The organism is Pseudomonas sp. Pseusp10 (assembly GCF_059492225.1).
In genome coordinates this window covers 551,745-574,524 of record NZ_CP168528.1, presented here as the reverse complement: position 1 = coordinate 574,524, position 22,780 = coordinate 551,745, and the positions used below count along the sequence as shown (strand labels likewise).

Below are 22,780 nucleotides of genomic sequence, written 5' to 3'. Positions count from 1 at the left end.
CGCAAACTCCTCAGAGGGGACGCTGATCGTTCATTGCCTCGATTTTCGGAGTCTCGTTCACCGCGTCGATCTGGGGGGGCTCGTTCAGTACCTCGGCCGACGGTTGGTCCTGGACCCATTGCCAGAACAGTTGGTAACCCACCGCCAACGCTACCGGCCCGATGAACAAACCGATGAAGCCGCCGCTCACCATGCCGCCCAGGGCGCCAATCAGAATCACCGGCATCGGGACATCGACGCCACGACCCAGCATCAATGGCTTGAGGACGTTGTCGGCCATCCCGGCAATCAGACTGTAGATGCCAAACACGATGGTGCCCAAGGTGGTGCCATCGGTGGCGAAGACATAGGCGATTACCGGAAGGGTCACCAGCAGCACCGGTAATTGCATGATCCCCATCAACAGCGCAACCATCGCCAGCAGCCCGGCACCGGGAACGCCCATGAGTACGAAACCCACGCCGACCAGCAACATCTGAATGAACGCGATACCCACCACGCCCTGGGCGACTGCGCGGATGGTTGCCGTGCACAGCTCGGTAATGCGTGGGCCACGCTCTGGTCCGGAAAGGCGCGAGGTGATGGCCAGGGCGCTTCTTTCACCGTTTTCGCCATAGGCCATGAACACGCCGGCAATGATCAGGGCGCCGATGAATAACAGAAAACCCACACCAACGTCGGCCATTTTGCCCAACAAGGTCAGGCCGATGGACTTGATATAGGGCATCAGCTTCATGAACACGCTGCTCATGTTGGTGGCGGCCTGCATCCAGTAGTCGTAGAGCGGCTGGCCAATAAGCGGCAGGGACGCGATTTTTTCGCCGGGTAGCGGAATCTGCAGCGAATCGGACTTGAGGATAGCCAGGGTGCCCTGGATCGACTCACTGATCGAGGTGCCCAGCAGGTAGATCGGTACCATCAACAAAGCCAGGGCGACCACCACGATCAGGGTGGCGGCATGACCGTCCTTGTTGACCAGCTTGCGCTTGATGAGCGCATGCAGTGGATAAAGGGTAATGGCCAGAATCAATGCCCAGAGCATGAGGTTGAGGAAGGGGTGAAAGATCTGGAAGCAGAACAGTACCAGCACCGTAATGAGCCCGGCGCGAATCAGTACATCGAGCAAACCACCGGACAGTGCTCCAGCGGGAATGTTAGTGCGCAACATTTTCGAACTCCTTGCTGTGTCACACAGATTAGCCAGCCATATGAAGTTCAACTTTTCCCTACTAAGTGAACCCTTGAAGCAAGATCAACGGACAGCCGTCCAAGCGTTAACCACCCATAGTGCCTTACTTCTGGCAGGGAAAATTTCAACGAGGTGCCTACCTAAAACTCAGTCGGTGACAGGGTGGCTTGTAGTATAGGAGCAGTCGTGTATTCCGCCTGTTCAGGCAGACCGGAATCGCGCTGCAGTTGATGGCGCCCGCTGATGAGCCTTTACCTGGAGATTGGTTTGACGCAATGCCAATGGCTGGTTTTTCCTGTCAGGTATTAGCCGTTGCAGCAGGCGGGTCCGGATAATTGCGAACAGTTGCACTCGTCGCAAGATAATAATCCTCAATAATTATCAATAATCCGCGGTCCGTTTTTTGAGGTGTGTGACACGCCTGGTTTTTACTGCGCAGGCGCTAGAGTGCAGTAGCCCATTGATTTACTTGATGGTCGGACGCCCAACTATGTTGTTGAACTCTTGCGCTTAACATTCCGGCCTTCGGTTACGATTTATCTATCTGAAATGAGGACATGCCCATGGACCGCTTCCAGGAAATGCAGGTCTTCGCAGCCGTCGCCCAGGACCAGGGTTTTTCGGCGGCGGCGCGGCGTTTGGGCCTGTCGGCGGCCAGCGTCACCCGAGCGGTCGCAGCGCTGGAGAAGCGTATTGGCACGCAACTGCTCACACGTACAACGCGCAGTGTGCATTTGAGTGAGGCCGGTCAGCGATATCTGGAGGACTGTCGGAGAATTCTCGCCGAGGTGCAGGAAGCGGAGGACTCGGCAGCGGGTAGCCATATCCATCCCCGTGGGCAGCTGACCATCACCGCACCGGTTTTGTTTGGAGAGCTGTTTGTCACGCCGTTGATGGTGAGCTACCTGACGCAGTTCCCGGAGGTCTGCATCAACGCGATGCTGGTGGACCGGGTGGTGAGCGTGGTCGAGGAGGGCGTCGATGTGGCCATCCGCATCGGCGAACTCCCTGACAGCAATCAGCATGCGATCCGCGTGGGCGAGGTGCGGCGGGTGATCTGCGCATCGCCACAGTTTCTGGCCAGCCATGGCCGGCCCAGGCATCCACAGGAACTGGCCCAGGCGCCGATTATTGCGACATCGGCCATTGGCCAACTCAGGAGTTGGCCATTCATTGACGATGGCGAGACCTTGAGTGTGCGGGCTGAACCGCGGCTGGTGGTGACGGCAAATCAAGCGGCCATCACGGCAGCCTGTTTGGGGTTGGGATTCACGCGGGTGCTGTCTTATCAAGTGGCGAGCAAGGTGGCCGCCGGTGAGCTGGAAATCATTCTGGCCGACTTCGAACTGCCGCCATTGCCCATCCATGTGGTCTATCAGGGCGGACGTAAAGCGCCGGCCCGGGTGCGCAGTTTTGTTGATTTCGCGGTGAAGACGTTGCGCGAGCATCCAGCGCTCGAGCGTTGAGCTGTTTCACCCAGTGAAATAATGGATTGCGTTTGCTGGTGATTCTGTTGTTTTGGATGTGAGTGGAAGATACACCCCATCGGCGCTGCTCTCTCCTGAACAGCACCACTGACCCGAGGTGTCGACCATGCAAGCGATCAAACTCTACAACTTCCCGCGTTCCGGCCACGCTCATCGCGTGGAGTTGATGCTGTCCCTGCTGCAATTGCCGACCGAATTGATCTTCGTTGACCTCGCCAAGGGCGAACACAAGCAACCGGCGTTCCTTGCGCTCAATGCATTCGGTCAGGTGCCGGTGATTGATGACCAGGGCGTGGTGCTGTCCGATTCCAATGCGATTCTGGTTTATCTGGCGCAAAAGTACGGCAATGGTCGCTGGCTGCCGATTGATCCGGTGGGGGCCGCCAAGGTCCAGCGCTGGTTGTCGGTGGCTGCCGGTCCGATTGCCTTCGGCCCTGCCCGGGCTAGATTGATCACCGTGTTTGGCGCGCCTTACAACGCTGAAGAAGTGATTGCCTACGCCCACACCGTGCTTAAAGTGATAGATCACGAACTGGCCAATACGCCGTATCTGGCTGGCAGCGAGCCGACGGTGGCCGACGTCGCGGCCTACAGCTACATCGCCCATGCGCCCGAGGGCAATGTGTCGCTGGACGAGTACACCAATATTCGCGCCTGGCTGGCCCGCATCGAAGCCTTGCCGGGTTTTGTCGGCATGCCGCGCACCGTCGCCGGTCTGCAAAAAACTGCCTGATGCTGGCGGCCCGGAGTTACCGGGCCGCCCCGTTCTGCGCCACTGGCGCAGAGGAGAAGCCATATGGACCGTTCACCCTGGCATGCCGGCGAGAAACAATTGCAGGCGCATGTAGGCGTTGCCGAACGAATGGAAGTTTTCGGTCGTAAGGTGATTCGCAGCGAGATGCCGGACCAGCATCGCACCTTCTATCAGCAATTGCCGTTCATGCTGTACGGAGCGGTGGATGCCGACGGTCATCCCTGGGCCAGCATCCTTGAAGGTCAGCCCGGATTCGCACACTCGCCAGAACCTGGCCTGCTGCAATTTCGCAGCCTGCCGACCTTTGATGATCCCGCGCAGTTGAGCGACGGCTCTGCCATCGGCCTGTTGGGTATCGAGTTGCACACCCGCCGTCGCAACCGCATCAACGGGCATGTCCGCGCCATGACCACGGGCGGTTTTGCGGTGACGGTGGATCAGTCCTTCGGCAATTGCCCGCAGTACATTCAGTTGCGCCAGTTTCACTCGGTGCCGCTGGCCGACCCCTCGACGCGTGTCGCCCAGCATTTCAACGAACTGGATGATGCGGCCAAAGCCATGATTGCCGGGGCGGACACGTTTTTCGTTGCCAGTTATGTGGATGTCGATGGCGAGCGCTCGGTGGATGTATCACACCGTGGCGGTCAGAGCGGTTTCGTACAGGTGGAAGGCAATCGCCTGACCATTCCGGATTTCGCCGGCAACCTGCATTTCAACACCTTGGGAAACCTGCTGCTCAATCCCCGGGCCGGATTGTTGTTCATCGATTTCAATACCGGTGATGTGCTGCAGCTCAGCGGGCGCACCGAAATCATCCTCGAGGGCCCGCAGGTCGAGGCGTTCCAGGGGGCCGAGCGCCTGTGGACAATCGATGTCGAGCAAGTGGTTCGTCGCCCCGCCGCCCTGGCGTTGCGCTGGCGTTTCGACGGCGTATCACCCACCAGTTTGCTCACCGGCACCTGGGAGCAGGCCACGGCGCGTTTGCAGGCCAAAGCCCTGGGCGATCAATGGCGGCCGTTGCGGGTGACGCGGATTGAAGTGCAAAGCCACAGCATCCGCTCGATTTACCTGGAGCCCGCCGATGGGGCCGGCTTGCCACTGTTTCAGGCCGGGCAGCATTTGCCCCTGCGCTTCAACATTGACGGCGATGTACATATCCGCACGTACAGTTTATCGAGCGCTCCGTCCGATGATTTTTTCCGCATCAGCGTGAAGCGTGACGGGCGGGTTTCTACGCATTTGCATGAGCAGATTCGTGTCGGCGACCTGTTGGAGGCGCGGGCACCGCAAGGGCACTTCACCGTGGCGCCCCATGAGCGTCGGCCATTGGTGTTGCTGGCGGCCGGAGTAGGCATCACGCCGCTGTTGTCGATGCTGCGCGAGGTGGTTTACCAGGGATTGCGCACTCGCCGTATCCGCCCGACGTGGTTTATCCAGAGTTCGCGCACACTGGCCGACCAGCCGTTTCGCCGGGAACTGGATCGCTTGCTCGAAGACGCCGGTGACGCGGTGCGGGTGGTGCGTTTGCTCAGCCAACCGGAAGCCGAGGCGGTGCAAGGAGAGGACTTCGACCTCAGCGGACGGATCGACGTCGCGCTGCTCAAGGATCTGCTGACGGTCGAGGATTACGATCAGCTGGATTTTGTCGTCTGTGGCCCCGGAAGTTTTACCCAGGCGCTGTACGACGGCCTGCGCGAACTGGACATTCGCGATTCGCGGATTCATGCCGAAACCTTCGGCCCGTCGACCTTGCGCCGGCGTCCGGACCCCGATGCGGTGGTCATCGAGCAACCGCCAGCCGCCACCACGTCCGTGCCCGTGGTGTTCCAGCGCTCGGCCAAGGAGGCCCGCTGGCAGCCGGAAGGCGGCAGTTTGCTGGAGTTGGCGGAAAGCCGGGGCCTGCGTCCGGAGTTCAGTTGTCGGGGTGGCTCCTGCGGCACCTGCAAGACGCGGCTGGTTAGCGGTCAGGTGCATTACCCACTGCCGCCAGCCGAGGTGCCGGATGACGGACACGTACTGATTTGCTGTGCGATTCCGGCGCAGGGCGCGCAGCCGTTGGTGCTGGATATCTGAAGGAACATTGCCCGTCGGTCGATGGCTGAGTAGGGTAGGGGCAGAACGAAAAAAGGCCGCAGACGCTACGCCTTCCTTGTAGCAGCTGCCGAAGGCTGCGTCCGGCTGCGCAGCAGTCGTAAAATCAGAGTTCGCGGTACGTCAGAGAGATCGTGCAAGCCGGATTTACGACTGCTGTGCAGCCGGACGCAGGCTACGCCAGCTGCTACAGGATCGGCATTAGCCGCAGAGGCCCTTTCTGCACTTCAGGAACAGGCGTTTCAATGGTTTTTTTCACTCGCTCGATCGCCTTGCTGCTGGCGCTGGTGCTGACCGCCGGATGCGAAAGGCGCGACGCACCGCCGCTGGATCAGCAACTCTACGTCTGGCAGCGGCAGTGGACGCCAGCCCACGACGCCGCCCTCAGGGACAGCCGCGCCGATTTTTCGACGTTGCGGGTGCTGGCCTTGCAGGCCTTTCCCAATGCGGGCTGGAGTCGGGCCCGAATTGATCCGGTATTGCTCAGGCGCGATGGTCGGCCGGTAATTGCGGTGGTGCGCCTGGATGGGCAGCTCAATGCGCTCGATCAGGATGAGATCACAGCGCAGATCCGCCAGGTAATCAGCGATTGGCAGGGGCAAGGGTTGAACCTTGCTGGCATTGAAATCGACCACGACGCCGGTAACGCCCGGCTACCGGCGTACCGCGAATTTCTGGCGCATTTGCGTGAAGCGTTGCCGACTTCGCTGCCGCTGAGCATCACTGCGTTGCCGTCCTGGCTCGACAGTCGCGAACTGCCGGCGCTGTTATCCACAGTCGATAGCAGCGTGCTGCAGGTGCACGCGGTGAGCGATCCGCGTCGCGGTTTGTTTGATGCCGATCAGGCTTGGCAATGGGCGAAGGCCTGGAGCCGTATCACGACGAAACCGTTCTATCTGGCGCTACCGGCCTATGGCGTGGCACTGCTGCCGTCGGTGGACGGCGCACCGGTTGTGGAAAGCGAAGTGACGCTGGAGCGCGAAGGCCTGCGCCGGGAATTACTCGCCGATCCGCTGTCGTTGCGCACCCTCGGTAGCGAGTTACGTGCCGATCCACCCGAACATCTGGCGGGCCTGATCTGGTTTCGCCTGCCATTGGCAAACGACCGTCGGGCCTGGAGTTTGACCACCTTGCGCGCCGTGGCGCGTGCCGATGTCCTCGACAGTCAGTTGACGCTGCAACTCTCGGCCGACAATGGCCTCTATGACATCGGCCTCAGCAACCAGGGCAACCTCGACAGCGCCTGGCCCGAACGCCTGACACTCGCGGTCAGCGGCTGTGAAGGGGCCGATGCCTTGGCCGGTTACGCGTTGCAACAGCGTCCGGATCTGCTTACCTTCACCCGCCTGCGCGATGGCCGAATACCGGCCGGCGGACAGCGTGCCATTGGTTGGGCTCGCTGCGCACACATTGATCAAGGAGGTTCGAATGTTCACCCGTAACTGGCCGCGTCATTTGCTTTGCCTGAGCCTCAGCCTGCCGCTGGGCTCGGCGCTGGCCTGCGGCCCGGACTTCCCCATGCGCTTGCTGGACAACCGTGGCCAGTCGCTGGCGGAACTGCCCGAAGGCAACTTCAGCTTTGAAATCAGCCGTCTCGGCCACGCCATCCAGGGATTGAAAAACGTCACCGCTGGCGCCGACTATACGGATCAACCTGACCTTGTGGCGCAACGGGATCAGGCCGAGCAGGCCGGACTGTCCGCTGAGCAACAAGTGTTGGTGAAACACCTGCGCAGCCTGACCGATGCCCATCAGGTTGAAACCGAAGGAGCGCAACTGCCGCCGGAGCTCAGGTTGTACCTGGCGGGCGCCGTGGCATTTGGTACGGGTGATCCTGCCTTGGCCGCCGGGTATTTCAAGAAAGTGCTGGCCTTGCCCGCCGAGCAACGGGCCTCGCGCAGCACCTGGGCGGCTTACTCGCTGGGGCGCGCATTGTTCGCCATGAGCATCGAAGCCGATGCGGCTCCAGATCTGCTCAAACAATCCGCAAAGGCCTTTGAGCAAACCCGGCAACTGAGCATCGACGGCTTCAGCGATCCGCTGGAACTGGGTGTCGCCAGCCTCGGTGAGGAAGCCCGGGTGGCGCGTACCGCCGGCGACTGGAACCGCGCCATCGAATTGTACGCCACGCAAAATCTGCACGGTTCCGCAGTGGGCTACACCTCGCTGAAGCTGTTGATGGCGGACCTGATGACGCTGCCGGATGATCAAGTGGCCGAGTTGCTCAAGGGCCAACCTGTGCAGCAATTGGTGACTGCATCACTGATCAGCCGGTTGGGCTGGTCCTTCGGCGATCAACCACCCAACGAACAGAAAATGATCAAGCTGCTACAAAACAGCACCCGCGGCAGTCTTGATAACGCCGACCGTCTGGCGGCGATGAATTATCAACAGGGCGATTACGCCAGCGCCAAGGCTTTCCTCGAACATGCCGGCGATGGCGGGTTGGCCTGGTGGCTGCGGGCAAAACTGGCGGTGCGCGAGGGCGATAAAACCTCGGCCGCCGCAGCCTATGCCAAAGCGGCCCAGGCCTTCCCGCAGAATGAATCCTGGGGCGAGCGACGGACCCCGGACTTCGATTACGAAACACTTCAGCCCAAATGCCGGGTCGAGGGTGAAAGTGCGATCCTGGCCTTGCAACGCGGGGACTACCTGCAGGCCTTCGATCAGCTGTATCGCAGCAAAGGCATTTACTGGTTCGACGCCGCCACCGTCGCCGAGCGCGTGTTGACCCTCGAAGAACTCAAGCACTACGTCGACACGCAAGTGCCGGCACCGCCGCCGCTCAGCCAGCAGGACCGCGACAATTACGTGCCCTTGCCGGTGGCGGCGAGCCTGCGCAATCTGCTGGGGCGGCGTTTGTTGCGCGAGGGGCATTACGAGCAAGCGCTGGCGTACTTCGATAATGACGGCTTGCGGCACAAGGCCAGGCTGTATGGCGAGCAACGTCTGGCGGCTGATTCAGCCTGGTGGCCGACCCGTCGCGCCGCTGCGCTGTTCAATGCGGCCTGGACGGCACGCGAGTGGGGCATGGACATTCTGGGCTATGAAACGGCGCCGGATTACGCCACGTTCGGCGGTAACTTCGTTCTCGAAAACGCCGAACTCAAAGTCGGTCCATTGGTGGCCGAGGACGAAGTGAGGCGTCAGCAGGCCAGCGCTGCCCAGCCTGATCGGCGTTACCACTATCGCTTCGTGGCCACGGCGCTGGCGAGCAAGGCCGCGGATAACTTGCCTCACACCAGCCAGGCATTTGCAGCGGTGCTGTGCGAAGCGTCGGGGTGGAACAGCAGCCTTGAGGAGCAACGTGCGATTTATCAGCGTTATGTCAAAGAAGGGCCTTATGTGGAATGGGCCGCCGATTTCGGCCACCAATGCCCGTATCCCGACTTCGAGAACGCCGACAAACGCTATGTGACTCAAGTCACCGACGCTGCGCGTTCGGCCTTGCGGCCGTACAAGACACTGTTACAGGTTGGCGGCGTACTGGCGGTCGCGTCAGCCGCGCTGTTGTTGTTCAATCGCCGCCGCAAGGCGCAGTAAGGTTCAAGCCTGTTGCACAAAGGTCAGCCGCACGGCGAAACCGATCAACAGGCTACCGAACAACCATTGCTGCAAGCGCTGGGCGGAGGGGCTGCGTTGCAGCCAACGGCCGAGTGCCGCGCCGACCAGGGCGTAAGCGCTGTCGAACAGCAAACCGACGCCGACCAACACCACGCCCAAGGTCACAAATTGCCCGAGCACCGGCCCGGCCTGTGGATTGATGAATTGCGGTAGCAGCACCGAGCAGAACAACAGTGCCTTGGGGTTGAGCAGGTTGGTCAGCAGTCCGCGCCGGATGGCTGCGCCCCAGCGCGGTTTTTCGCCGGTTGTGTCGGCGCTTCCGAGGTTCGGCAGCATCGTCGTCCGCAGGCACTGAATGCCGATCCACAGCAGATACGCGGCGCCTGCCAGGCGCACCACGTCGAAGGTCCAGGGCGCAGCCTTGAACAGTGCCGCCAGGCCCAGCGCCGCCAATGCCACATGACAACCGCGGGCGATGCCCAGGCCCACTGCCGTGGCCAGCGCGGCGCCTTTGCCCTGGCGGGCACCGGTCTGCAACAGCAGGATCATGTCAGGCCCCGGCAAGAGATAGACCACTGCCAATGCCATGAAAAACAGCCAGAGCCCTTGCATGTTGCACCCCATTCGTTGTCGATTCGGTCGTGCCAGTCTAGGGCTGGAGGGCGGGGCAGGTGCTTGCGTTGTCAGCTTCTATCGGAGTGTGTATTGGCATAATCTGCCACTTTATTTCGCTTGAACCATCGGGATCTGCCAAACCATGAAACTTGACGCCTACGACCGCAAGATTCTCGCGGCACTGCAACGGGACGGTCGCCTGAGCAATGTGCAACTGGCAGACGAGATCGGCCTGTCGGCATCGCCTTGTTTGCGCCGGGTCCGGATGCTTGAAGAGGCGGGGGTTATTCGCGGCTACCAGGCCAATCTGGATCGCGACGAAGTGGGGTTGGGGCTGACGGTGTTTGTCGGGGTCAAGGTCGAGCGTCATAACGACGAACAAGCCGAAGCCTTTCGTCTGGCGGTGACGGCATTGCCCGAGGTGATTTCGGCGTTTCTGGTGTCAGGGGAGTCGGACTTTCTGCTGCAGGTGGTGGTGCCGGACCTGCGTGCTTATGACCGGTTTCTCACCGGGCGTTTGTTGAAGCTGCCGGGTGTGAGCGACATCCGCAGCAACTTTGCGATTCACACCGTGAAGGCACCGGGGGCGTTGCCGCTGGAGCATTTGCCGCTTTAGACCGAGTCGCATGATTCGCGAGCAAGCCCGCTCCCACAAGGATTGCGCTGTACCTGTGGGAGCGGGCTTGCTCGCGAAGGCGATAGAACAGTCACTGCAACTCTTCAAGCCTTACATCTGCGTCGCCATTCCCTCCACATTCATCGCCGCCTGGCGCAACGCTTCGGAGCGGGTCGGGTGTGGGTGGCAGGTCAGGGCGATGTCTTCGGCCGAGGCGCTGAACTCCATGGCCACGCAGTACTCGCCAATCATTTCACTGACGCTCGGGCCCACCAGATGCACGCCGAGGACTTCGTCCGTGCGCTCATCGGCCAGCACTTTGGCGAAGCCTTCGGTTTCGTGGTTGATCTTCGCCCGGCTGTTGGCGGTGAAGGGAAACTTGCCGACCTTGTACGCCCGGCCTTCAGCCTTGAGCTGTTCTTCGGTCTTGCCGACGCTGGCCAGTTCCGGTTTGGTGTAGACCACGCTGGGGATCAGGTCGTAGTTGACCTCGCCAGCCTTGCCGACGATCTGTTCGACGCAGGCCATGGCTTCGTCCTCGGCCTTGTGCGCGAGCATGGGACCCGAGGTCACGTCACCAATCACCCAGACCCCGGCGGCTTCGGTGCGATGCCCCTTGTTGGCGAGGATGCCGCGTTTGTCCGTGGTGAGGCCGACGTTTTCCAGGCCAAGGCCCTGTGTATAAGGTCGGCGTCCGATGGCCACCAGTACGTAATCGGCTTCCAGCAACTCGGCAGCACCGCCAGCGGCAGGCTCGATGCTGAGCTGAACGCCATTGGCGGAGCTGGTGGCGCTGGTCACTTTCGAACTCAACCTGAAACTCAAGCCTTGCTTGCTCAGGGAGCGTTGCAGGGTTTTGCCGGCTTCGATATCCACGCCGGGGCAGATCCGGTCAAGGAACTCGACCACGGTCACCTGTGCCCCCAAGCGCCGCCATACCGAACCCAGCTCCAGGCCAATCACGCCGGCGCCGATCACCACCAGATGCTTGGGCACCTCGGTCAGCGCCAGGGCACCGGTGGAGTCGAGGATGCGTTTGTTATCGATGTCCACGCCGGGCAGGGGCGTGGGTTCGGAGCCGGTGGCGATGATGATGTCCCGGGCACTCAGTTCGGTCTTGCCACCGGCGCTATCGGTCACCGTGACTTTGCCCGGTCCGTCGATGTGGCCCCAGCCTCTGATCCAGTCGACTTTGTTTTTGCGGAAAAGAAACTCGATACCCTTGGTCAGCCCGGTAACGCTTTCATCCTTTTGCTTCATCATCTGGGCGAGGTTGAGACTGGGTTTGACTTCGATCCCCAGGTTGGCGAATTCCGCGCCCATGGCTGCGTCGTAAAGTTCGGAGGCATGCAGCAACGCCTTGGATGGCATGCAGCCGACGTTCAGGCAGGTGCCGCCGAGTGTGGCGCGTCCTTCCACGCAGGCTGCTTTCAGACCCAGTTGTCCGGCGCGGATCGCCGCGTTGTAACCGCCGGGGCCACCGCCGAGTATCACAACGTCATAGGTGCTCATGGATGTACTCCTGGATCGAAAGGGGAAGGGATGGGTAAAAGTAGTTCCTGGATAAAATTACGAACGTAATATGTGCGTTCTGCCGCATTTAGGTCAAGGCTTCAGGTACGCGACAGGTTGGGCATCTTTAGATGGCGCGCTTGAATACGGAAATTTCACCATTTTCGTTATATCGTAACGAATTGCCATGTTCGCGAAGACACTCTGGGGTGGTATGCAAGTCGATCTCGATGTTGATGAAGCGCCGTTAGCCGGGTTGCCGCGCTTTCAGCAGGCGGCCATACAAGGGCGGCGGTTGCGCCAGTTCGCCATCGGTGCGGGCATACTCGCGACGGTAGGTGTGCTGCTGGCATCTTTTGCCTGGCTGTTTTCTTCGCAAACACTGTGGCCAGCGTTGCTGCTGAACCTGAGCGCGGCGTCTGCGGTGTTGATGGCGGGGGCGCAATCGGCCTGGTGGGTGGCCCAGTGGCGTGCTCGCGCAATGAATCCCGTGGTGCCGGAGGGCGTTGTCGACGAATCTGTCGCGCCTTCGGGGTGGTATGAACGCTTGCTGGACCGGATCAGCCGGCAATCGCAGCACCTGCTCAGGCAAATAGGCGCGCCGACGCTGTGGCTTGGCGGTTGGGCCGTGTTGGCGCTGGTGGGCGTCGAACAGGCCTGGAACCTCACGTTGCCTCCGGCTGCGTTGGGCCTGGCAGCCACTGTCGGGGCGGCGTGCTCCTTGCTGTTGGCGTTCGGCCTGTTGGTGATGGAGCGCCATCTGGCGCAGGAAAACCCCGCGCAATGGCCTGAAGCCGCCGCGTTGGCGCAATTGACGCGTGTGGCGATCATCAGCCTGGTGCTCGGTGCCTTTTGTCTGTTGTTTGCCGATGAAACGTCGATATGGCCCGTACGCCTGGCGGTGTTGATCGGACTGCTGCCGGGGTTGGTGGCAGCAGAACTGTTGCTGCGCGCGGTATTGTCATTGTTCAGCCCGCGCCGCGAACGCCTGGAGCCGGAGTTGCTGGCGCGCAGTTTTGTCGCCGACATGCTGCGCTGGCCACCACAGCCCTTGCTGGCGTTGCAGCACGAATTGCATAACCGCTTCGGCATCGATCTGCGGCAGATCTGGGCCTTCACTTACATGCGTCGGGCGTTCCTGCCGGTGTTGGCGGTGGTTTTGCTCGTTGGCTGGTCGTTGACTGGCATTCACGAAATTGCGCTGCAAGGGCGTGGCATCTACGAACGATTCGGCAAGCCGGTGGAGGTGTTTGGCCCAGGTTTGCATATGGGATTGCCGTGGCCATTGGGCCGTGTGTTGAGCGTCGAGAATGGCGTGGTTCACGAGTTGGCCACCAGTGTTGGCGAAACCTCGGCCCCCGCTCAGGCCGATCCCGCTGAAGGCCCGGCCCCGGCGATTGCCAATCGCTTGTGGGACGCCAGCCATGTGAACGACAAATCCCAGGTGATCGCCAGCAGTCGAGCCGACAAGCAGAGCTTTCAGATCGTCAACATGGACGTGCGCTTCGTCTATCGCATCGGTCTGAGCGATGAGGCGGCGTTGGCCGCGACCTATAACAGTGCCGATGTGCCGATGTTGATTCGCAGCACCGCCAGCCGAATTCTGGTTCACGACTTCGCCTCACGCACCCTCGACGGTTTGCTGGGAGAGGACAGGGTAGGGCTGGCGGAAGAAATCGGTCGCGCCGTCCAGGCTGACTTGCAAAAACTCGACAGCGGCGTGGAAATTCTCGCCACGGTGGTCGAGGCGATTCACCCTCCGGCCGGTGCTGCCAATGCCTATCACGGCGTGCAAGCGGCGCAGATTGCTGCGCAAGCCTTGATCGCCCGTGAACGCGGCGCCGCTGCCGAGGCCACCAACCAGGCGCAGTTGCAGGCCAGTATCGCCCGCGATCAAGCGACGGCCAGCGCGCGGGAGATTAATGCCGGCGCCCAGGCAGCGGACCTGAAATTCAATGCCGAGCGAAAAGCCTATGCCAGCGCTGGCCAGGCCTTTGTGCTGGAGCAGTATTTCAGTCAGTTGTCCCAGGGTTTGGTCAACGCCAAATTGCTGGTTCTCGATCATCGTCTGGGCGGCAGCAGCAATGCGCCGACCATCGACCTCCGTACTTTCACGCTGCCGGTTGACCCTGCGCCGTCGCGTAAAACCGCTCAGCCAGGAGCTGCCAATTGAGCCAGTCCCATACTCACGATCACGATGACCACAGCGGCCACGATCACGGCCATGGCGGGCATCATCACCACGGCCATCACCATCATCACCATCATGGCGATCCTCAGGAGGCCGGACCGTTTCCATGGCGCCGCATGGGTTGGGCTGCTTTGTTGGTGGCGTTTGCTGTCGCTGCCGCGAGCCTGGTGCAGGTGCGTTCGGGTGAGGCCACGGTGATCACCCGTTTCGGCAACCCTTCACGAGTCTTGCTGGAGCCGGGGCTGGGCTGGCGCTGGCCGGCGCCGTTCGAGGCGGCGATCCCGGTGGATCTGCGGCTGCGCACCACGTCCAGCGGTTTGCAGGATGTCGGCACCCGGGACGGTTTGCGCATCATCGTTCAGGCCTATGTGGCGTGGCAGGTACAGGGCGATCCGGACAATGTGCAACGTTTCATGCGTGCGGTACAGAACCAGCCCGATGAAGCTGCGCGGCAGATTCGCACCTTTGTCGGCTCCGCACTGGAGACCACCGCCAGCAGTTTTGATCTGGCGAACCTGGTCAATACCGATGCCAGCCAGGTACGCATCGCCGATTTCGAAGCCCAACTGCGCAAGCAAATCGATCAACAGCTACTCACCACTTATGGCGTGCGTGTGTTGCAGGTTGGTATCGAAAGGTTGACGTTGCCATCGGTGACGCTCACCGCGACTGTCGACCGGATGCGTGCCGAGCGTGAAACCATTGCCACTGAACGCACGGCCATCGGCAAGCGTGAAGCTGCACAAATTCGTTCCGCCGCCGAGCGTGATGCGCGAATTGTGCAGGCCGATGCCACAGTGAAGGCGGCGGATATCGAAGCGCAATCGCGCGTCGAAGCGGCGCAGATTTATGGTCGCGCCTACGCGGGATCGCCGCAGCTCTACAACCTGCTGCGCTCGCTCGACACCTTGGGCACGGTAGTGACGCCGGGGACCAAGCTGATTCTGCGCACCGATGCTGCACCGTTCCGGGTGTTGGTTGACGGTCCGCCGAGCCTCGACAACAAGTCCGGATCGCAGCCATGAGTTTGGTTCCACGTGGAACAAATGAGTTGAGCAGTCCCTGGATTCAGGCCGGGCGTTTGGCGTTTATTGCCCTCTACGCGGTGACGGTGTTGGCGGCGTTGGCGTGGGCGTTTTCCAATGTGCGGCAGATCGATCCGCAAAATCGTGCGGTGGTTTTGCATTTCGGCGCGTTGGATCGCATTCAGAATGCAGGGTTGTTACTGGCCTGGCCGCAACCGTTCGAGCAGGTGATTTTGTTGCCCGCGGCGGATAGGGTGATCGAGCGTCGAGTGGAAAACCTGTTGCGCAGTGGTGCCGCGATACAGGCGGATCGCGTGGCCAGTTTTGCCACACCGATCAGCGATGCCCTCGCAGGCTCCGGTTATCTGTTAACGGGGGATGCCGGGGTGGTGCAACTCGATGTGCGGGTTTTCTATAAAGTCACTGAGCCCTATGCGTTCGTGCTTCAGGGCGAACATGTGTTGCCGGCACTGGATCGGCTAGTGACCCGCAGTGCAGTGGCGCTCACGGCCGCACGGGATCTAGACACTATTCTGGTCGCTCGCCCGGAGTTGATTGGAGCCGATAGCCAGGCGGCGGAAAGACGCGAGCGCTTGCGGGGTGATCTGGTGCAGGGCATTAACCAGCGCTTGGCTGAGCTCACTGCGACAGGGCAGGGTTTGGGGATCGAAGTGGCGCGGGTCGATGTGCAATCGAGTCTGCCCAGTCCTGCGGTCAACGCCTTCAACGCGGTGCTGACGGCCAGCCAGCAAGCCGATAAAACCGTCGCCAATGCGCGCACCGAAGCCGAGAAGTTGACGCAGACCGCCAACGAGCAAGCCGACCGCACACTGCAGGTGGCCCATGCCCAGGCGAGTGAACGACTGGCCAAAGCGTCTGCTGATACGGCCACTGTGTTGAGTCTGGCCAAGGCTCAGCAGCAAGGTACCGACCCGCAAATGTTGCTGCGCATCTATCGCGAACGGATGCCGAAAATTCTCGGCCAGGCCGGATCGGTCACGACGGTCGATCCCAAAGACGATTCCCGCCTGATCATTCAGGGAGCTGCACAATGACCGCTCAAACCGCCGCCGCACCGAGCCTGTTGTCTTTGACCGAACAGCGCCGCGCCGCGCGCCAGTTGACCCTGGCCATGCTCGCATTGGGCCTTCTCGCGCTGGGTTTGATCTGGCGTTGGCTGGCGCCGCAGCAGAGTGGCGTCAGTCAACTGCTGCTTGGTTTTGCCTCGTTGCTGGTCGCCGTGCCGGTCATGCGCTCGGCTTGGTACAGCCTGCGTTATCCAAGCCTGCACGGCATCACCGATCAATTGATTGCCCTGGCCATGCTGGGGGCCTGGGCCACCGGGGATCTGCTGACGGCAGCCCTGTTGCCGATCATCATGATCTTCGGACACGTGCTGGAGGAGCGCAGCGTGATCGGTTCCCAGGAAGCGATTCACGCCCTCGGCAAACTGACCCGCAGCCACGCACGCAAGGTTCAGGCGGACGGCTCCATCATCGAAGTCGACAACGGCACGCTCAAGGCCGGCGATCTGGTCGAAGTGCGCGCCGGGGACCGGGTACCGGCGGATGGCCGGGTGTTAGCCGGCCAGGCCAGTCTGGACACCGCCTCCATTACCGGCGAATCGGTGCCGATGGAGGCGGGAGTCGGCATGTCGGTGTTCGGTGGCGCGATCAACCTCGACGGTCTGCTGCGAATCGAAGTGACGCGCACCGGCCATGAATCGACCCTGGGCAAAGTCATCGCCCTGATGCAAAACGCCGAGCGCTCGAAGCCGCCGATCACCCGTCTGCTGGAGCGTTACGCCGGTAGCTATATGGTGCTGGTGTTGCTGCTGGCCGCCGTGACCTGGTTCATCACCAACAACGCTCAAGCGATGCTCGCGGTGTTGGTGGCGGCCTGTCCTTGTGCGCTGGTGTTGTCGGCACCGGCCACGGCGATTGCCGGGGTGGCCGTGGCGGCGCGGCACGGGATTCTGATCCGCAGCTCTGCGTTCCTTGAGGAGTTGGCGGACCTGACTTCGCTGGTGGTCGACAAGACCGGGACGCTGACTTTCGGCACCTTGCGCCTGCAATCTATCGACAGTCCGCTGGAGGATCGCAGCCATGTCCTGAAACTCGCCGCCAGCCTCGGCTCGGCCAGCAGTCACCCGGTCAGCCGCGCGCTCGCGGGGTTGGTGACCCAGGAACATTTCCTGCTGCTTTCTGACATTCATGAACGCCAGGGCCTGGGCGTGGTGGCTATGACCGGGCAGGGCGAAGCGGCGCTCGGCCGGCCAGAGTTATTTGCGCAACTGGGCATCAGCACAACGGCGGTTCCCGATCACGACGGTCCGATTGCAGGACTGGCGCTCAACGGGGAGTTTCTTGCCTGGTTGTTGCTGGCCGACAGCGTCAAACCCGAGGCGCAGTTTGCCTTGGGTGAGTTGCGTGAACTGGGTCTGGGCCGCCAGTTGTTACTCACGGGGGACCGCCATAGCGTCGCGCAGACACTCGCCCGGGATGTCGGGATCAGTGACGTCGAAGCGCAAGCCCTGCCCGAAGACAAACTGAACCGCGTGCTCAAGGAAATCGACAGCGGCTTCCGGCCGATGGTGGTCGGCGATGGCATCAATGATTCCCTGGCCCTCAAGGCTGGCGTGGTGGGTGTCGCCATGGGTGCTGGCGGCGCAGACATCGCCCTGGCATCGGCTGACATCGTGTTGATCGGCAGTGACCTGCGCCGCCTCGGCACCTGTGTGCGCCTGAGTCGTCAGTGCCGCCAGACATTGCAGGTCAATGTGATTATCGGACTGGGCTGGACCCTGGCGATCGTGGCCTTCGCCGCGTTCGGCTGGCTCGGCGCTGCCGGGGCGATGATTGCGGCGTTGCTGCATAACCTCAGCACTTTGTTGGTGTTGGGTAATGCCGGTCGTTTGCTGCGGTTCCAGGAGCCGTTGCTCAAACTCAAGGATGAAGCCTGAAGGCGAATGCTCTAAACCGGGTAATCAGGGGGCTTTAACTTTTTAGAACTGTGCGCATACTTTGTAGTCATTGGAGATGAGGGCACATCATTTTGTGTGTTCGCGGCGGCAGGTTCAGGCGTCGCGAATCATTGAAAAAGGCTATTAATTCGATAGCCAGCTATTTTTCAAAGATGGTCTACCCTCTGTTCAGACGTCTGAAACAAGGGGAATTTCCATGCTCGCGCAACTTCCACCGGCCTTACAGAATCTGCAATTGCCGCTTCGCCTGAGACTCTGGGATGGCCACGAATTCAATCTGGGGCCAACGCCCAGCGTCACGATTGTGGTCAAGGACCCACAAATGGTCTCCCAGTTTACCCATCCAAGCCTGGATGCCCTCGGCGCTGCATTTGTCGAAGGCAAACTGGAACTCGAGGGCTCCATCGGCGATGTGATCCGCGTCTGCGATGAATGGAGCCAGGCGTTGCTGGATGAAGGCGAAGGCAATCAGCCGGTTCGTAGCGCCCACGACAAAGAGACGGACGCCAAGGCGATTTCCTACCACTACGACCTTTCCAACGCGTTCTATCAGTTGTGGCTCGACAGTGACATGGCGTATTCCTGCGCTTACTTCGAGACCGGCAGCGAAACCCTCGAACAAGCCCAGCAAGCCAAGTTCCGTCATCTGTGCCGCAAGCTGCGCCTGCAGCCCGGCGAATACCTGCTGGATGTGGGTTGCGGGTGGGGTGGATTGGCGCGTTTTGCGGCGAGGGAATTTGGCGCGAAAGTGTTCGGTATCACCCTCAGCAAGGAGCAATTGACCCTGGCCCGGGAACGTGTAAAGGCGGAGGGCCTGGACGACCTGGTCGAACTGCAGCTGCTCGACTATCGGGATCTGCCGCAGGATGGCCGTTTCGACAAAGTTGTCAGCGTCGGCATGTTCGAACACGTTGGCCACGCCAACCTGGCCGAGTACTGCAAGACCCTGTTCGACGCGGTGAAAGAGGGCGGCCTGGTGATGAACCACGGGATCACCGCCAAACACACTGACGGCCGTCCGGTGGGACGTGGCGCCGGAGAATTCATCGAGAAGTATGTGTTCCCCAACGGCGAGCTGCCGCACCTGTCGATGATCTCCGCCGAGATCAGTGAGGCCGGGCTGGAAATCGTCGATGTCGAAAGTTTGCGCCTGCACTATGCGCGCACCCTGGATCACTGGAGCGAACGCCTGGAGGATAACCTCGAAGCGGCGTCCAGACTGGTGCCTGAGCACGTGCTGCGGATCTGGCGGCTGTACCTGGCCGGTTGCGCTTATGCGTTCGCCCGGGGCTGGATCAACCTGCACCAGATTCTTGCGGTGAAGGCCCACGCCGATGGCAGTCATGAACTGCCATGGACCCGTGACGACATCTACCTCTAGAGAATCGGTGAAATCAGCCGGGCGACCCGCATGCCGACCTGCTGCAGGCGGTGGGTCTCCCGGCCTTCTTCTTTGGCGATTTCGTGGGCGTTGGCAAAGTCATCGTTGAGCATCTGTTCCACCTCGACGGCAAACGCGCGGTCGACGGTCAGCAACATCACTTCGAAATTCAGTCGGAACGAACGGTTGTCCATGTTGGCGCTGCCAATGGCGCTGATTTCGCTGTCGACCAACACCACTTTCTGATGCAGGAATCCGGGTTTGTATCGAAATACCCGCACTCCGGCGCGCACCGCTTCGAAGGCATAGAGGCTGGAGGCGGCGTAGACGATGCGGTGGTCAGGCCGTGACGGCAACAGCAGACGCACATCCACACCGCGCAGTACCGCCAGGCGCAAAGCCGCGGACACGGCTTCGTCGGGGATGAAATACGGGCTGGTAATCCATACCCGTTCCGTTGCCGCATGGATGGCTTCGACAAAGAACAGTGAACAGGTTTCGTAGGAATCTGCCGGACCGCTGGCGAGCAACTGGCACAGCACGCCGTCTTCCGGATAAACCTCGGGCAGGATCAGTGGCGGCAGTGCACGAGCCGCCCAGAACCAGTCTTCGGCGAAAGACTCCTGCATACACGCCACCACTGGCCCGCGCACTTGTACGTGGGTATCGCGCCATGGTGCCAGGGGCGGCTTCTCGCCCATGTATTCGTCACCGACGTTGTGGCCGCCGACGAAGCCCAGAATGCCGTCTACCACCACGATCTTGCGGTGGTTGCGGAAGTTCACCTGAAAGCGATTGAGCCAGCCACTGCGGGTGGCGAAGGCTTTGACCTCGACCCCGCCATCACGCAAGGCCTGCATATAGCCGTGGGGCAGGGAGTGGCTGCCGATTCGGTCATACAACAGGTAAATCGGTACGCCTTCGGCGGCCTTCTTTAACAACAGGGTTTGCAGGCGTTGGCCGAGGCGGTCGTCGTGAACGATGAAAAACTGGATCAGCACGGCTTTTTTCGCCTGGCTGATGGCATCGAAAATGGCGTCGAATGTCTGCTGGCCGTTGATCAACAGCCGCATCTCGTTATTGGCCAGGCACGGCATGTTTCCCAGTTTCGGCAGCGCTCTGAGTGAGGCATACGCCGAGGAAGCGCGAGCGGTGAGGGCTTCTTCCACCCAGGGTCGCCAGTTGAGTTCGGAGATGGCCTTGCGCATTTCCTCGTTGGCCTGCCGCCGGGCCTTGATGTAGCCATCGAACGTGCTGCGGCCGAACACCAGGTACGGGATCAGCGTGAAGTAGGGGATGAAAAACAACGACAGGGCCCAGGCAATCGCACCTTGGGCGGTACGAACGGTCAACACGGCATGTATGGCCGCGATCATGCCCAGCGAGTGCAGCAGGGCGATGGTATAACCGAAAATATGCGGTCCGAAATAATCCATGGGGGCTGCCTTGCTCCTGAAGATTCAGTGCTTAACAGATCATGTTCCGTGCAGAATGTCGCTAATTAATTGGCCCATGAACCGAAGCCTGCGGCGGACGTCTAACGGCCACAACTGATCAGGAGTTACTCGATGAACGTTCGTCTGCTGGGTTTGGCCATGGCACTGGGTTTGGCACTTCCTGTGGCGGCTCACGCGCAAATGCTGCAACCGGGATTGTGGGAGCTGACCACGAGCAACATGAAGGTCGATGAGCAGAATATGCCGGACCTGCAATTGATCCTCGGTCAGCTCCAGAGCCAGATGACCCCTGAGCAGCGTGCACAGCTGGAAAAACAGGGGATCACCATGGGGGGTAAAGGGATCCGGGCGTGCCTGACTCCGGAACAGGTCAAGACCGACAACATTCCACTGACCGATCCGCAGTCGGGCTGCAAGCAGGAAATCACCGACCGCTCCGGCAATCAGTGGAAATTCCGTTTCAGCTGCCCTAGAGCCCAGGGGGCGGGCGTGGCGACATTCCTTAGTGATCGCGAGTTCACCACCAAGGTCAACGGGACGTTCAACGCCACCGGGATTCAGCAGAAGGGCAGCCTTGAATCCCGTGCCGTCTGGCTGGGGCAGGATTGCGGTACTGTGAAGCCAAGAGCTTAAAAGCTTCGTCGGAACGCCGCCCGGAGCAAGCCCGCTCCCACATTGGATCTGTGGTGTTCACAAAGTCAACGTGGGAGCGGGCTTGCTCCGGGCGGCGTTCCGACGAAGGCGTCCACCCAGCGTCCCTAGATCCCCGGCCGACTCAACCACTCACACGCCACCTCGACAGCCATCCGGCCAAAATCCTCCCCGGTGCGACTGCGCAAACTGACAAATCCGCCTGCCTGTTCTTTTTCGCCAACCACTACCAGGTACGGCACGGTCCGGCTGTGCTGGCGAATCTTGTAGTGGACCTTCTCGCTTCGCAGGTCGGCCCTGGCGCGCACGCCCCTTTGGCGCAAGGACTCGGTCACCGCTTGTGCATAAGTCGCCTGGCGGTCATCCATGCTCACGACGACCACGTAGGGTGGAACGCGCCAGTGTTGCAGCTCCTGATGGCTCGACCAGCAGGTGCCGTAGATCCGTTGTTGCAACGTGCCGCTGATGTGATCCAGGGCAAACGCCTGCAAGACTTTGGTGGTGGGGACGTGCGGCCCATGGCTCGGGTACTCTGTGTCTCCCAGACGGTACAGCGACACCTCTTCGCGCGGTGGCTGACGACGGATCGAGTGATTGGTCGCTGCCAGTGACTGCATGCGCGCTTCGATGAGGGGCAGGTCTGCAGGGGTCAGCGGTCGCTCGACTGCAAACTCGTAAAAGAAGCCATCACCCAACTCCTTTCCCGCGTGCATTTGCGCATGTGGGTGAAGTTGCTTGATCGCCATGGCCAGCATCAATGCACAGGAGCGGCGCAGGATCTCCAGGCCGTCCGGCTCCCGGGGGGTGACAATGCTGACCCGGGCATCCGCCTCGATCATGTATTCGCAGTCCACCAGTACACCATTGACTCGACCCGCTACGGCCGCGCTGGCCAGTTCGGGGCTGATGCTGGCAGCTAACTCGTGCACGGAGAGCGGTTGGTCGTACTCACGCAATGAACCATCGGGCAGGGTGATCTGGATCATGGTCGGCGTACTCACGTGCTTCTTACGAGCGCTATTGCATAAACCGTAGGCGCAATCCCAGGCAGTTGTCACTACGACGTTTGTCGTGCCAGGAAAATTGCCCCGACACGATCACGGTGCTGATGCTGTGCCGAAAGCTTCGGCGGGCGAAGGGGGCCGCATTGTGAGCGGATTGGTTGTGTGGAAACGGCAACGCCACCGGGCTCGGGCTTGATCAGCGCCCGATCTGCCCAATAGCCTTCTCGAAAATGACCGCGATCGGGAATGGCGAACAGGTC

Annotated in this window: 17 protein-coding genes and 1 pseudogene; 12 read left to right on the top strand and 6 right to left on the bottom strand. The window is 61.0% G+C overall.

The genetic code is table 11. The annotated features are described in order from the left end of the window. Nucleotides 1-10 precede the first annotated feature (10 nt). Complete coding sequence (locus ACEN8Z_RS02630) at nt 11-1,168, bottom strand: AI-2E family transporter (RefSeq protein ID WP_495596691.1); 1,158 nt, start codon at nt 1,166-1,168, stop codon at nt 11-13. A 584-nt stretch (nt 1,169-1,752) separates the two neighbouring features. On the opposite strand from ACEN8Z_RS02630, the gene ACEN8Z_RS02625 reads away from it, so the two are divergent. The 5 genes from ACEN8Z_RS02625 (at nt 1,753) to ACEN8Z_RS02605 (ending at nt 9,064) form a co-directional block, all read left to right on the top strand. Then, complete coding sequence (locus ACEN8Z_RS02625) at nt 1,753-2,655, top strand: LysR family transcriptional regulator (protein ID WP_495596690.1); 903 nt, start codon at nt 1,753-1,755, stop codon at nt 2,653-2,655. A gap of 127 nt (nt 2,656-2,782) precedes the next feature. Continuing rightward, complete coding sequence (locus ACEN8Z_RS02620; RefSeq protein WP_495596689.1) at nt 2,783-3,409, top strand: glutathione S-transferase family protein; 627 nt, start codon at nt 2,783-2,785, stop codon at nt 3,407-3,409. A 63-nt stretch (nt 3,410-3,472) separates the two neighbouring features. Next, a complete protein-coding gene (locus tag ACEN8Z_RS02615) occupies nt 3,473-5,503 on the top strand; it encodes a 2Fe-2S iron-sulfur cluster-binding protein (protein ID WP_495596688.1) in 2,031 nt (676 codons plus the stop codon). Nucleotides 5,504-5,766: 263 nt separating this feature from the next. Further along, nucleotides 5,767-6,963 (top strand): DUF3142 domain-containing protein, encoded by a 1,197-nt coding sequence (locus ACEN8Z_RS02610; RefSeq protein ID WP_495596687.1) that lies wholly within the window; start codon nt 5,767-5,769, stop codon nt 6,961-6,963. Next, nucleotides 6,950-9,064 (top strand): hypothetical protein, encoded by a 2,115-nt coding sequence (locus tag ACEN8Z_RS02605; protein WP_495596686.1) that lies wholly within the window; start codon nt 6,950-6,952, stop codon nt 9,062-9,064. Before ACEN8Z_RS02610 ends, ACEN8Z_RS02605 begins: the two co-directional genes overlap by 14 nt. Nucleotides 9,065-9,067: 3 nt before the next feature. Here the strand turns inward: ACEN8Z_RS02605 and ACEN8Z_RS02600 are convergent, their stop codons facing one another. Further along, nucleotides 9,068-9,697 (bottom strand): LysE family translocator, encoded by a 630-nt coding sequence (locus ACEN8Z_RS02600; protein WP_495596685.1) that lies wholly within the window; start codon nt 9,695-9,697, stop codon nt 9,068-9,070. Between the two features lie 145 nt (nt 9,698-9,842). Here ACEN8Z_RS02600 and ACEN8Z_RS02595 point away from each other — a divergent pair, with 145 nt between their 5' ends. Then, complete coding sequence (locus ACEN8Z_RS02595) at nt 9,843-10,316, top strand: Lrp/AsnC family transcriptional regulator (protein WP_007969928.1); 474 nt, start codon at nt 9,843-9,845, stop codon at nt 10,314-10,316. Nucleotides 10,317-10,427: 111 nt separating this feature from the next. Here ACEN8Z_RS02595 and lpdA read toward each other — a convergent pair whose 3' ends face one another. Continuing rightward, a complete protein-coding gene (gene lpdA, locus ACEN8Z_RS02590; protein WP_495596684.1) occupies nt 10,428-11,828 on the bottom strand; it encodes a dihydrolipoyl dehydrogenase in 1,401 nt (466 codons plus the stop codon). A gap of 214 nt (nt 11,829-12,042) precedes the next feature. On the opposite strand from lpdA, the gene ACEN8Z_RS02585 reads away from it, so the two are divergent. The 5 genes from ACEN8Z_RS02585 (at nt 12,043) to cfaB (ending at nt 19,408) form a co-directional block, all read left to right on the top strand. Further along, nucleotides 12,043-14,001, top strand: coding sequence for an SPFH domain-containing protein (locus ACEN8Z_RS02585; protein WP_495598077.1), 1,959 nt, complete (start codon nt 12,043-12,045; stop codon nt 13,999-14,001). Beyond that, nucleotides 13,998-15,044 (top strand): protease modulator HflC, encoded by a 1,047-nt coding sequence (hflC, locus tag ACEN8Z_RS02580; protein WP_442096424.1) that lies wholly within the window; start codon nt 13,998-14,000, stop codon nt 15,042-15,044. Before ACEN8Z_RS02585 ends, hflC begins: the two co-directional genes overlap by 4 nt. Next, on the top strand, nt 15,041-16,099 hold the full coding sequence (hflK, locus tag ACEN8Z_RS02575) for a protease modulator HflK (RefSeq protein ID WP_495596683.1): 1,059 nt from the start codon (nt 15,041-15,043) through the stop codon (nt 16,097-16,099). Before hflC ends, hflK begins: the two co-directional genes overlap by 4 nt. Further along, nucleotides 16,096-18,006: a cation-translocating P-type ATPase gene (locus ACEN8Z_RS02570; protein WP_495596682.1), complete on the top strand. Its 1,911-nt coding sequence runs from the start codon at nt 16,096-16,098 to the stop codon at nt 18,004-18,006. Before hflK ends, ACEN8Z_RS02570 begins: the two co-directional genes overlap by 4 nt. Before the next feature lie 217 nt (nt 18,007-18,223). Beyond that, nucleotides 18,224-19,408, top strand: a complete 1,185-nt coding sequence (gene cfaB / locus ACEN8Z_RS02565; protein WP_495596681.1) for a C17 cyclopropane fatty acid synthase CfaB — start codon at nt 18,224-18,226, stop codon at nt 19,406-19,408. On the opposite strand, the gene cls is transcribed toward cfaB, so the two are convergent. After that, the gene (cls, locus tag ACEN8Z_RS02560; RefSeq protein WP_495596680.1) at nt 19,405-20,844 is read right to left on the bottom strand and encodes a cardiolipin synthase; all 1,440 of its coding nucleotides are present in this window, start codon (nt 20,842-20,844) and stop codon (nt 19,405-19,407) included. The genes cfaB and cls overlap by 4 nt on opposite strands. 132 nt (nt 20,845-20,976) lie before the next feature. Here cls and ACEN8Z_RS02555 point away from each other — a divergent pair, with 132 nt between their 5' ends. Further along, nucleotides 20,977-21,498 carry a DUF3617 domain-containing protein gene (locus ACEN8Z_RS02555; protein WP_007971671.1) on the top strand — a complete coding sequence of 174 codons (522 nt, stop codon included), beginning with the start codon at nt 20,977-20,979 and terminating at the stop codon, nt 21,496-21,498. Between the two features lie 125 nt (nt 21,499-21,623). Here ACEN8Z_RS02555 and ACEN8Z_RS02550 read toward each other — a convergent pair whose 3' ends face one another. Both ACEN8Z_RS02550 and ACEN8Z_RS02545 read right to left on the bottom strand, forming a co-directional pair. Beyond that, entirely contained in the window at nt 21,624-22,502 is an 879-nt protein-coding gene (locus tag ACEN8Z_RS02550; protein WP_495596679.1) for a His/Gly/Thr/Pro-type tRNA ligase C-terminal domain-containing protein, read from the bottom strand. A 31-nt stretch (nt 22,503-22,533) separates the two neighbouring features. Continuing rightward, nucleotides 22,534-22,780, bottom strand: a pseudogene (locus tag ACEN8Z_RS02545) (dihydroorotase); the annotation flags it as partial.